This is a genomic window from Brevundimonas sp. (genome assembly GCF_036659295.1).
Taxonomy (GTDB): Bacteria; Pseudomonadota; Alphaproteobacteria; order Caulobacterales; family Caulobacteraceae; genus Brevundimonas.
This window is the reverse complement of the sequence record NZ_JAVXCU010000005.1, coordinates 55543-66729: the sequence shown is the minus strand read 5'-3', so window position 1 is coordinate 66729 and position 11187 is coordinate 55543. Positions and strand designations below refer to the sequence as shown.

Genomic DNA, 11187 nt, shown 5'->3' with positions numbered 1-11187 from the left:
GTCGAGGCGCGCGCCGACGCCATTACAGGTTTCAAGAGCCGCTGATCATGGTCTTCAGTCCCGCTCTTATCGCCTATCGTCTCGCCACCCGCGCACTGGAACCGCTGGCCCCGCGCCTGCTGGACAGCCGTGTCAGCAAGGGCAAGGAAGACCCCGTCCGCGTTGATGAACGTCTGGGTCTGGCCAGTCTTGCACGCCCTGCCGGTCCTCTGGTCTGGATACACGGCGTCAGTGTCGGCGAGGCCCTGTCCATCCTTCCGCTGGCCGAGCGTATCCGCAAGGACCGCCCCGATGTGACCGTTCTGGTGACCACCGGCACCCTGACCTCGGCCGAGGTGCTGGCCCCACGTTTGCCGCAAGGTGTGATCCACCAATTCGCCCCCGTTGACGGGCCGCAAGCCGTCGCCGCCTTCCTCGACCACTGGCAGCCGCAACTGGGTGTGTTTGTCGAAAGCGAGCTGTGGCCCAATCTGATTAGCGCGGCACAGCAGCATAATATTACGCTGGCTCTGGTCAGTGCGCGCATCACCACCAAAACCTATGAGGGCTGGCAAAAGGCCCCCGGCATGGCCCGCAGCCTCATGTCGGCCTTCACCCATGTCTGGCCTCAGGATGCCGAAGGGGCCGAGCGCCTGTCCCAAATGGGGGCCCGCATTGAGGGTCAGGTCAATCTGAAGCTTTCGGGCGAGCCCCTGCCCTATGACCGCGCCGAGTTTTCGCGCCTGTCGGGCCTAATCGGCGACCGCCCCGTGGTCGTGCTGGCCTCGACCCACGAGCACGAGGAACAGGCTCTGGCCGCCGCCTTGCGCGGTCTGGCCCCGCAACTCTTGCTGATTGTGGTGCCGCGCCATCCCGAGCGCGCGCCTGACATCGTCCAGTCCCTACAACAAGACGGATGGAAGATGACCCGTCGCAGTGTGGGTGGCGATATCGATCACAATGTCGATCTGTATCTGGCCGATACGCTGGGCGAACTGGGTCTGTTCATGCGTCTGGCCGATGTTGTGGTGATGGGCGGATCCTTTGCACCTGCCCTCGGTGGTGGCACCGTCGGTGGGCACAATCCTCTGGAGCCAGCGCGCCTTGGCAAGCCCGCCTTCTGTGGGCCGGATGCCGCCAACTGGCAGCAGGTGAACCGCCTGCTGAAACAAGCCGGTGGTTTGGTCAGTGTTTTGGCACCCGACCAGTTGCGCGATCAAATCCAGACCCTGCTCGATAATCCCGATGCGGCCCGCGCCATGGGCGACAAGGCCCGCCGCGCCGCCAATGAAGCGTCTGCCGGTCTGGACCGTCTGTGGGCGGCCTTGCAAACCCACCTGCCCCCGCCGCCCAAGCCCGAGCGGAGACACCCGCGATGAAACTGAACACCCCGCGCTGGTGGTATAGCCGCGACACCCGCCATGCGCCGATCTCGCGCGCAGTTCTCAAACCCCTGTCATGGGTCTGGGCGGGTGTCACCGCCCGCAAGATCGCCCGCACCGAGGGTTTCAGCCCCGGTATTCCGGTGATTTCGGTCGGCAATCTGACCATGGGGGGATCGGGTAAAACCCCCGTCGCCCGCGAGATACTGCGCCTGCTACGCGAACAGGGCCACAATCCCAGTGCCCTGTCGCGCGGCTATGGTGGCACGCTGGAAGGTCCGGTCATCGTTGATCCTCAGCAACACACGGCCCGCGAGGTTGGCGACGAGCCACTGATGCTGGCGCAAGACGGCATGGCTGTCGTTAGCCGTGACCGTATCGAAGGCGCCAAGGCCGCCCGACAGGCCGGTGCAACCCATCTGGTACTGGATGACGGACACCAGAACCCCAGCCTTACGAAAGACCTCGCCCTCATTGTCGTCGATGGCGAGACCCGCAACGATGAATGGCCGTTCGGGGATGGCTCGGTATTCCCGTCCGGCCCCATGCGCGAGCCTCTAAAAGCCGGTCTGGCACGAGCCGACGGCGTTATCGTGCTCTTGCCCACCGATGTCACTGAGGCCGATCCGGAGCTACTGGCCCTGTTCGGTGATCTTCCAGTGTTTACGGCTCGATTAGTCGCCCCTCACGCGCCACCATCAGGTCCACAGGTCGGCTTTGCCGGTATTGCCAAGCCATGGAAGGTCGAGCGATCCTTGATTGCGGCCGGTTGCGACCTGAAAGACTTCGTACCCTATCCCGACCATGCCAGCTTATCAGACAGCGATATAGACTTTCTCAAGCAGAGAGCAGAACTGTTTGATGCCGGTCTGGTCACGACAGAAAAAGACTGGATCCGTTTATCGGATACTCAGCGCACCAATATTCAAGCCTGGCCCGTCTGCGCCCGTTTTGACGACGAAGGCCGGTTTACACACTGGCTGACCCATGGTTTTGCGCGGCCCTAAACTAAATTTACAATTCACCCTGTTTGTTAGAGTGTAAAATTTGGTCGATGGGATACTGTTTACAGTCTTCCCCCAATCGGCCTTTAGAGTAGCTCGAAAATGAAAATCGCGGTCCTCGACGACGATCAGGTCCAGTTACAAGCGATTTCTCAAGTGATTGAGAATGCGGGTTTCCGTCCTTCGCCCTTCTCGCGCGGTCATGCGCTGATCTCGGCGTTGCGACGCGACACATTCGATTTGCTGATCCTCGACTGGAATCTGCCCGACCGTTCAGGCATCGAGATTGTCGGCTGGGTACGGGCCAATCTGACCCCGCCGCCGCCGATGCTTCTGGTCACCAGCCGTGTCGAGGACGAGGATGTCGTCGAGGCCCTGAATGCCGGTGCCGACGACTATCTGGGCAAGCCGCTGTCGCCGATCGTTCTTGAGGCCCGTGTGCGCGCCTTGTTGCGCCGCGCCTATGAACACACCGGTGCCCAGACCGATCAGGAAGTTTACGACGGCATCACCTTCAATATCAGCACAACAACTGTGCTGCGCGAAGGCGAAACCATTGCCATGACGCCCAAGGAGTTCGCTCTGGCGCGTCTGTTGTTCCGCAACACGCATCGCGCCCTGTCGCGCACCTACCTGCTGGAAACCGTCTGGGGCAACGAGCCACATCTGAACAGCCGCTCGCTGGACATGCATATTTCGCGCGTACGTTCCAAACTGAACCTTCGCCCGCAAAACGGCTATCGGCTGACCCCTGTTTACAGCTACGGTTACCGTCTGGAACGCACCGGCGGTACAGACGCCGATACACCGACCACAGAATAAAGCGCATCCCCTTGACCAGACACACACCCTATCGCGACTTCGCCCATACTCCGGCAAATCTGCGTCTGGTCTGTGTGAGCCTTGCTGCGGTTATGGGGCTTTCTCTTGTGCCTTCGGCTGCGGCCGCGCAATCGGCCCAGCCTGCCCAGACACCGATGGTGGAAACGCCGCTCCGGTATCTGGTGAAACGCGGCGATACGCTGATTGATCTGGCCCGCGATTATCTGCGGACAAGCGGCGACTACCGCCAGCTCCAGCGCGATAACAACGTCGCCAATCCGCGTCGCATCCCTGTCGGGCGCACGCTGGATATTGATCCGGCCTTGTTGCGTACCCGCAGCGATCCTGCCCGTCTGGAAAGCTTCCGTGGCGATGTACGCATTGTACGCGCCAATCAGTCTGCGGCTCTGGAACAAGGCACCCCGCTGCTGGAAGGCGATGTCATCGCCACCGGTGCCGGTGCCTTTGCGCGCCTGTCATTTTCGGACGGTAGCCACACGGTAATCCCGTCCAACAGCCGCCTTCGACTGGATCGGTTGCGCCGCTTTGTCATCAATGATGCCGCCGACCACCGTCTGGTGATCGATCAGGGCCGCGCCGAAAGCCGTGTCACCACGCGCCCGTCCCCCGGCACATTCCGTGTCACAACACCGACAGCCATCTCGGCTGTGCGCGGTACAGAGTTCCGCGTCGCCTATGATGCCACCTCGGGTACCAGTTCCACCGGCGTTCTGGGCGGCAGTGTCGCTGTGGCCAGCACCGGTAATGACAGCGGCTATCTGTTCGAGCCGGGTCTGGGTGCCATCACCCGTCAGGGTCAGGACGGCGTCACCGCCGTTAGCCTGCTGTCAGCCCCCGTCATGAGCGATGCCAGCGCCCTGCAAACCGGCAAGACGCTGCGCTTTGATGCCACGGCACCTGCCGGTACGGCCATCACACGCGGATGGATCGGCACCGAGGCCGGTATGCTGGACCCCGTCAGTGAAATCGAAGCCCCTGCGGGCCAACCGCTGAACCTGACCGAACTTGCCGAGGGCCAATGGTTCCTGCGGCTCAGCGCCGTCTCGCCCGAAGGGGTAGAGGGCCGCGCCCGCACCTTCAGCTTCATCCGCGCCCTCAATACGGTCGAAGGTCTGGAACAGTCGGTGGATGTGCTGGGTCAGGTCCGCACCTATCGCTTTGCATGGCGCGCCGAGGGTGAAGGCGAGGCCGCCTTCCGCTTCCAGTTGTCCCGCTCCGACGACGAAGGTAATCCGCAGGGCCAGCCCCTGTTCGACAGCCCTAACCTGACCGACAGCCGCTTTACCCTGACCGACCTGCCGGCCGGTACCTACAGTTGGCGCGTCGAAGGCACCCGTTATCGCTTCGGTCACCGCCTGACCGTATGGTCACAGCCGGAAATTCTCACCATTTCCCGCTAACGGGCCGACGGTTTGCAATCACTGACCTACAAAGCCGGACGCCGTGCCGCACTGACAACCCTCGGGACCCGCGTCCTGATGGAATGGGTCATCACAGCCGTCGTTTCCATCCTGCTGGTTCTGTGGCTCAGCCTCGGACAGGTCATTCAGCGCGGCGATAACCTGTTTTATGACACGGTCAGCCAACTGACGGCGGCCAAGCCACACTCCGATATTGTCATCGTCACCATCGACGATCGCAGCTTGCAGGCCATCGGCGCATGGCCGTGGCCGCGCAGCCAGCATGCCGCGATGATCGACCGTCTGGCCGCCGCCAACACCAAAGCCATTGGCTATGATGTCCTGTTCATCGAGCCGACCACGGATGACGCGATACTGGCACAGGCCATGACCCAAGCCGGTAATGTCTACCTGCCCGCCGCTATCGACACTCCGGGAATGAACGGAAAACTGTCATCGGTCAGCCTGCCCGCCCCAGTCATCCGCACAGCCGCCGCCGGTGTGGGGCATGGTCTTCTGACCCCCGACAGTGACGGCACTATCCGCAGCCTGCCCCTGTGGGTCCGTGCCGACGGGCAGGTCCTGCCCCATCTGGCTCTACTGGTCGCCAACAATAATAACCGCCTAGCTGCGCCTGCATCCAATACGCCCGATGATGGCAATAGTGCGCTAGAGGCCCTGCAACCGCGCCTGATCCACTATCCCGACGGCATTGCGCCCTATCCCGGTGTCTCGTTTGTGGATGTGCTGAACGGAGAAGTCCCTGCCGATTTCTTGCGCGGCAAACGGGTCTTCGTCGGAGCAACAGCTCAGGGCATGGGAGACCGCTATGCGACCCCGACGACCAAGGACGGGGCCCTGTTGCCGGGCGTCAATATCGTCGCGTCCTTGGCGCAGGACATTCTCGACAACAGGCCGATTGCCCGCACCGAAGGCTGGCTGGCGGCTGTGGTATCCCTGATCCCGCTGGCTGTGATGCTGGCGGGTTTTCTGACGCTGCGGCCGATTTCCAATACGGTTCTGGGGTTTAGCCTGATCATAGTGACCCTGCTCGTCTCGGCACTGGGTCTGAAGCTGGGCGTATGGTGGCCCCCTCTGGCGGCTTGCGCCGGTGTTATCTTTGTCTGGCCACTGTGGAGTTGGCGTCGTCTGGCCGCGACCTACACCTATATGCGTTCCGCCCTGAACGATCTGCGCAGCGACGATGCCGCCCGCCCGCTGTCCGCCCTGTCGCCGGTCCACGACTGGAAGAGCGGCGACGAAATCTCGCGTCAGGTGCTGTCCTTCAGTTCGGCCCTGAAGCAGTTCCGCGATTTCAACCGCTACATCACCCAGTCAATCCACAGCCTGCCCGACGCTGCCTTGATGACCGATCTGGACGGGGTGGTGCTGGTCGCCAACCGCCGCGCGCACCTGCTCTTTCCGGCCAAGACACTGGAAGGCGCGCATCTGGACGATTTGTTCAACAGCATTGGTCTGCGCGAATGGCGGGGCCTGATCGATGCCGACAATAGCGAGCGCGATGAAATCCAGCTCGCCGACGGACGCTCGATCCAGATCGCAATTGCCGCCCTCACCGATACCTTGCAAAAATCGACGGGCCTGATCGTGCGCCTTGCCGATGTCAGCCATTTGCGGGCCGCCGAACGCGAACGCCAGCGCACCTTGCAGCTTCTGGGTCACGATATGCGCGCGCCGCAGGTGTCGATCCTGACCCTGCTGGACAGCGCCAACCGCCCCGCCAATCTGGAAGACCATATTCGCCGCAATGCCCGCCAGACCCTGAATCTGGCCGAAGGCTATGTGCAGTTGTCACGCGCCGAAAACCAGATGCTGACCTTCGATCTGATCAATCTGGCCGATCTGGTCACCGAGGCCGCCGATACCTTGTGGCCCCAGTCCAATGCCAAGGGCGTGGAACTGCTGATACCCGATGATGGCGAGGAATATCTGGTCGAGGCCGATACCGCCCTGATGCGGCGCGTCATTATCAACCTGCTGGACAACGCCATTCGCCACACGCCTACAGGCCGCCTCATCGCCTGCACACTGTCGCGTCTGGACAACAAGATCATGCTGATGATCTGCGATCAGGGATCCGGCCTTAGCGACGATATGAAAACACGTCTGTTCCAGCCCTTTGCCGGTGGCAATGTCGCGGGTTCGGGGCTGGGTCTGGCCTTTGTGCATACAGTGATCCAGCGCCATGGCGGGCAGATCACTATCGAGCCGCCACACGGCACGATCCCGCCTTACAACGGAGCCTGTTTCTATATCATCCTGCCCGCTGTCGAAGGGGAATAACTGGCTATTGCGCCTGTACGCCTTGGACCAAATGCGTGGCGGCGGCATCTGCCAGTAACTGCATCAACGCGTCGGGTGTACCGTCCAGCGGACCGCGCGCTGAAACCCGCGCCACACGGCTCGTACCGCCGTCCTTGCGTGTCGCCACCACGGTCAGAACATGAAGCCCCGGCCCGCGACGGGCACCGACAATACGCGGTGTCTCGGTCCAGACACCATCACGCCCGTCAGGATCGCTGAAGCTGCCAACCCCGACCGGACGCAAGGCCAGTGTCGCCACCAGCAGCCAGTCATCACCCGCCTGAACACCATGCTGTTCTTGCAAGATGCGCGTCACGGCCTTGGCGGCCTGCGCATCGGAATCGGCTTCCAGCACCGAAAGGCTGGCGAAGGCGGTCGCCTGTTGCGGAGCCTGTTCGACCCGCAGTTCCGGCCCTGCGCTACAGGCCGACAGGGCGACCACAGCCATGGCCGCCAAAACAGGAAAGCCCGCATTGCGGTTGTTCATCACCCAAGCCAGTCCCGACATCGCCACTCCGCACCTTGGTTACATGCCCAGCTAAGCACATTTAGCAGACGGTTCCACCATCACGCGAAAGTTATAATTGCCCGCACAAGGGCCACATTGTGCGCCCCATTTGCCGCCAGCCAAGGTAACCGGCCACCATCATCCCGCTGTATCAGGCTTTGCGGCACGCAATGATCTATGGCTCAGTTCACAGTCCGGCCCCTATTGCGCGCCCGGGACATTCCCCCAAGCGCACCAAAACAACGGTCCCGCTTGTATTGTTTGGATTCCAAAGGTTTTTATGGCGTCGCGTATTGCTGAAAGGCTGCACAGCCTGATCGCGCACACTGCCACGAGGGATACCAGTATGCATGTTTCGAGACGGGGTTTGATTTTTGGCGGGTCAATGGCTTTGGCCGGATGTGCAACCGCCTCTTCGATACCACCCGCCCGGCACGCTCTCGCCCCTTCGGCTCCTGCCCCCATACCGGCACGCCCTCCGGTCGCCGTAGCCGCCGCCCAGCAAACCGTCATCGACCCCCATGGTCTGATCCGTCCCGAACTGATGCAAAGGGCGCGGGCCGCACTGGACACACACGGCCACCGCATTGCTCTGCGCGACCGTCTCTATGTGGTCGATTTCCAGAAATTCTCCGGCACCGACCGCCTGTATGAAGTCGATCTGCATGGCGGCTGGGTCACGGCCTATCGCACCACCCACGGGCGCGGCTCCGATCCGGCCCATAGCGGCTTTGCAGAACGCTTCTCCAACCAGCCTGACAGCCACATGTCCTCGCTGGGAAGCTATGTGACAGCGGGTCCGTCATGGGGTCCGCAACAGGGACCCAATGTGCTGCTGGACGGTCTGGAATATTCCAACGACCTTGCTCGCCAGCGCGCCATTATCGTGCACGGGGCCGACTATGCCGATCCAGCCTTCCTCGCCCGCGAAGGCAAGCTGGGCCGCTCCTATGGCTGTTTCTCGTGCAGCCATATTGACCTGACCGCGCTGCGCGAACGCATGGGCGAGGGTCGCCTTCTGTTCGCGATGAACTAGGCCCAAAGAAAAAGGGGAAGGCCGAAACCTTCCCCTTCTGAACGCTTAGCGACCGATCGCCCGCCAGCCGATGTCGGAGCGATTGAAACCGCCCGGCCAGTCGATCTTGGCCACAGCCTCATAGGCCCGCTCGCGTGCCTCGTTGATGTCCGCACCATAGGCGCAGACGTTCAGCACACGGCCACCCGCCGCCACCAGTGTACCGTCGTCGCGACGTTTGGTGCCCGCGTGGAACACCTGAACATGCGGACCAAAATCCTGTTCGGCGCCACGGATCACCGAACCTTCCAGCGGACTGTCGGGATAGCCCTTGGCCGCCATCACCACCGTGATCACCACGCCCGGCTTGAAGCTAGGCACAGCAGCCTGTGACAGGTCGCCCTTGGCGCAGGCCAGCAGCAGCGGAACAATGTCGCCGTCAAAGCGCATCATCAGCACCTGACATTCCGGATCACCGAAACGGGCATTGAACTCGACGACCTTGGGGCCTTCGCTGGTGGCCATCAGACCAGCATACAGCACACCACGATAGGGTGCGCCTTCCTCGGCCATCTTCTGAATCGTGGGCTGAACAACCAGATCATTGGCAGCCTTGACGAATTCGGGCGTAAAGACCGGCGCGGGCGAATAGGCTCCCATGCCGCCGGTGTTCGGGCCGGTATCGCCGTCAAAGGCGCGCTTGTGATCCTGCGCACCACCGAACAGCACAGCACGCTTGCCGTCACACAGGGCAAACAGGCTGCCCTCCTCACCGTCCATGAATTCTTCGATGACGACACGCGAACCGGCGCTGCCGAAACGGCCGCCCAGCATACGTTCGATCTCGGCCTCGGCATCCTGACGGTCTGGGCTTATGGCCACGCCCTTGCCTGCCGCCAGACCATCGGCCTTGATGACATAGGGGGCGCTGTATCCAGCCAGTGCCGCCTTGGCCTCGGCCACATCCTCATAAGCGCCATAACGGGCGGTCGGGATGTTGTGGCGGGCCAGAAACGCCTTGGAAAACGCCTTGGAGGTTTCCAGCTGCGCCGCCTTGGCCGAGGGGCCAAAGCACGGAATGTTCAGACGGGCCAACTGGTCGGCCAGACCTTCGGCCAGAGCAGACTCGGGTCCCACCACAACCAGATCGGCTTGCATGCGGTTGGCCAGATCCACGATCCCGGCCACATCGGTGGCCTTTATATCGGAGAAAAGCTCGCCGTGCTGCTCCATGCCTGGATTACCGGGCGCAATGACAAGCCGCGAAACGCGAGGCGATTGGGCGATTTTCCAGGCGAGAGCGTGCTCGCGCCCACCTGATCCGACGAGCAGAATTTTCATGTCTGCCGAATGACCCCGTTAGGCACCGATCGTCAAGCGCCTAACGGGGTTAAAGCCCGTGCTTTTAAGCCGCCGGCATGTATTTCGGCAGGGCCCTCAACTGATCCAGCGTCAGATCGGTTGAAAGATCCTTGCCCTTGCCGTCAGGGTTGTCGAACAGCACGACGTTGCCCACCGGCATGACCACCTTCATGTCGTTGCTGTTATCCAGCTCGATGACCAAACCTGTCACATTGCCGGCAGCGTCGAATACCAGGGTTTCCACATCCCCCAGATCGACACCGGCAAAGGTGACAAGATCGGCGTCTTCAAGCTGTTTGCGGTTCAGCCCCAGCAGGATCGGCGCATCGGCCATCGGTGCCGCCATACCTGACGCCGGTGCTGTCGCCGGAGCCGGTGCTGCCGGTGCCGCCGGTTGATCGGCCGGATTATTGTTACAGGCTGCCAAAGCCAAAGCCGCCGCACCAAGTGCAACAGAAGCCATTATACGCATGACGGGTGCCCTCCCTTCAGGGGTTGAATCACTTGGACACAACGAAACCGCAACCACACCGTTCCCGTATCGCCCGCATCACGCTAGGCTGGGGTCATGAGCGACGACGATTATGCCTTCGAGGGTGCGGCTCCGGCCGAACAGCCAGCCAGAGACAACAATCCCGCCCTGTCCATCTCGGAACTGAGCTTTGCGCTGAAGCGCACGCTCGAGGACCGCTTTGGCCATGTGCGGATTCGTGGCGAAATCTCCAAGGTCACGCGCCATTCGTCGGGTCACGTCTATCTAACGCTCAAAGACGACAAGGCCGCCATCGACGGCGTGGTCTGGAAGGGCGTGGTGCGCTCGCTCGGCGCCCAGCCGGAAACCGGCCTTGAGGTTATCGTCACCGGCAAGATCACCTCCTATCCGGCGCGCTCGTCCTACCAGATCGTCATCGAGAGCATGGAACCGGCAGGGGCCGGTGCGCTCTTGGCGCAACTGGAACGGGTCAAGGCACGCTTACGCGAAGAAGGCCTGTTCGAGCCGTCACGCAAAAAAGCCCTGCCCGCCTTCCCCGCCACTATCGGCGTGATTACCAGCCCGACCGGCGCGGTCATCCGCGACATCCTGCACCGTATTTCCGACCGCTGGCCGTGCCGCGTCATTGTCTGGCCGGTGGTCGTGCAAGGCGATGCCGCCGCCAAACAGGTAGCCAATGCTATCCGTGGCTTTGATGCCATGACGCCGGATGGCCCTATCGCGCGCCCTGATCTGCTGATCGTCGCGCGTGGGGGTGGCTCGGTCGAGGATCTGTGGGGCTTTAACGACGAAGACCTTGCCCGCACCGTGGCCGAGGCCCGCATCCCGATCATTTCGGCCGTTGGGCACGAGACCGACACCACCCTGATCGACTTT

General features: G+C 62.1%; 10 protein-coding genes. 7 read left to right on the top strand and 3 right to left on the bottom strand.

Annotation, left to right across the window (positions count from 1 at the left end; genetic code table 11):
- The first annotated feature begins 47 nt into the window (after positions 1 to 47).
- From RSB01_RS02240 to RSB01_RS02220, 5 genes are all read left to right on the top strand, one after another.
- Positions 48 to 1358 carry a 3-deoxy-D-manno-octulosonic acid transferase gene (locus RSB01_RS02240; RefSeq protein WP_332620164.1) on the top strand — a complete coding sequence of 437 codons (1311 nt, stop codon included), beginning with the start codon at positions 48 to 50 and terminating at the stop codon, positions 1356 to 1358.
- Positions 1355 to 2368: a tetraacyldisaccharide 4'-kinase gene (gene lpxK, locus RSB01_RS02235; RefSeq protein ID WP_332590581.1), complete on the top strand. Its 1014-nt coding sequence runs from the start codon at positions 1355 to 1357 to the stop codon at positions 2366 to 2368. Before RSB01_RS02240 ends, lpxK begins: the two co-directional genes overlap by 4 nt.
- Positions 2369 to 2467: 99 nt before the next feature.
- The gene (locus RSB01_RS02230; RefSeq protein WP_332590582.1) at positions 2468 to 3187 is read left to right on the top strand and encodes a response regulator transcription factor; all 720 of its coding nucleotides are present in this window, start codon (positions 2468 to 2470) and stop codon (positions 3185 to 3187) included.
- Positions 3188 to 3198: 11 nt separating this feature from the next.
- Positions 3199 to 4608 carry a FecR domain-containing protein gene (locus RSB01_RS02225; RefSeq protein ID WP_332590583.1) on the top strand — a complete coding sequence of 470 codons (1410 nt, stop codon included), beginning with the start codon at positions 3199 to 3201 and terminating at the stop codon, positions 4606 to 4608.
- Between the two features lie 12 nt (positions 4609 to 4620).
- On the top strand, positions 4621 to 6912 hold the full coding sequence (locus tag RSB01_RS02220) for a CHASE2 domain-containing protein (protein WP_332590584.1): 2292 nt from the start codon (positions 4621 to 4623) through the stop codon (positions 6910 to 6912).
- A gap of 4 nt (positions 6913 to 6916) precedes the next feature.
- Here the strand turns inward: RSB01_RS02220 and RSB01_RS02215 are convergent, their stop codons facing one another.
- Positions 6917 to 7441: a hypothetical protein gene (locus RSB01_RS02215; protein ID WP_332590585.1), complete on the bottom strand. Its 525-nt coding sequence runs from the start codon at positions 7439 to 7441 to the stop codon at positions 6917 to 6919.
- A gap of 385 nt (positions 7442 to 7826) precedes the next feature.
- Here RSB01_RS02215 and RSB01_RS02210 point away from each other — a divergent pair, with 385 nt between their 5' ends.
- Positions 7827 to 8477 carry a murein L,D-transpeptidase catalytic domain-containing protein gene (locus tag RSB01_RS02210; protein WP_332590586.1) on the top strand — a complete coding sequence of 217 codons (651 nt, stop codon included), beginning with the start codon at positions 7827 to 7829 and terminating at the stop codon, positions 8475 to 8477.
- Positions 8478 to 8522: 45 nt separating this feature from the next.
- Here RSB01_RS02210 and purD read toward each other — a convergent pair whose 3' ends face one another.
- Both purD and RSB01_RS02200 read right to left on the bottom strand, forming a co-directional pair.
- The gene (purD, locus tag RSB01_RS02205; RefSeq protein ID WP_332590587.1) at positions 8523 to 9797 is read right to left on the bottom strand and encodes a phosphoribosylamine--glycine ligase; all 1275 of its coding nucleotides are present in this window, start codon (positions 9795 to 9797) and stop codon (positions 8523 to 8525) included.
- Positions 9798 to 9861: 64 nt separating this feature from the next.
- Positions 9862 to 10290: a hypothetical protein gene (locus tag RSB01_RS02200; protein WP_332590588.1), complete on the bottom strand. Its 429-nt coding sequence runs from the start codon at positions 10288 to 10290 to the stop codon at positions 9862 to 9864.
- Between the two features lie 96 nt (positions 10291 to 10386).
- Between RSB01_RS02200 and xseA the strand changes: the two genes are divergently transcribed.
- A partial coding sequence (gene xseA, locus RSB01_RS02195; RefSeq protein WP_332625023.1) for an exodeoxyribonuclease VII large subunit occupies positions 10387 to 11187 on the top strand: 801 nt, incomplete at its 3' end.

Excerpts from the sequence above, each read along its gene's own strand:
- RSB01_RS02240 (WP_332620164.1), top strand. The coding sequence starts at position 48 with ATGGTCTTCAGTCCCGCTCTTATCGCCTATCGTCTCGCCACCCGCGCA.
- lpxK (WP_332590581.1), top strand. The coding sequence starts at position 1,355 with ATGAAACTGAACACCCCGCGCTGGTGGTATAGCCGCGACACCCGCCAT.
- RSB01_RS02230 (WP_332590582.1), top strand. The coding sequence starts at position 2,468 with ATGAAAATCGCGGTCCTCGACGACGATCAGGTCCAGTTACAAGCGATT.
- RSB01_RS02215 (WP_332590585.1), bottom strand. The coding sequence starts at position 7,441 with ATGTCGGGACTGGCTTGGGTGATGAACAACCGCAATGCGGGCTTTCCT.
- RSB01_RS02210 (WP_332590586.1), top strand. The coding sequence starts at position 7,827 with ATGGCTTTGGCCGGATGTGCAACCGCCTCTTCGATACCACCCGCCCGG.
- purD (WP_332590587.1), bottom strand. The coding sequence starts at position 9,797 with ATGAAAATTCTGCTCGTCGGATCAGGTGGGCGCGAGCACGCTCTCGCC.
- RSB01_RS02200 (WP_332590588.1), bottom strand. The coding sequence starts at position 10,290 with ATGCGTATAATGGCTTCTGTTGCACTTGGTGCGGCGGCTTTGGCTTTG.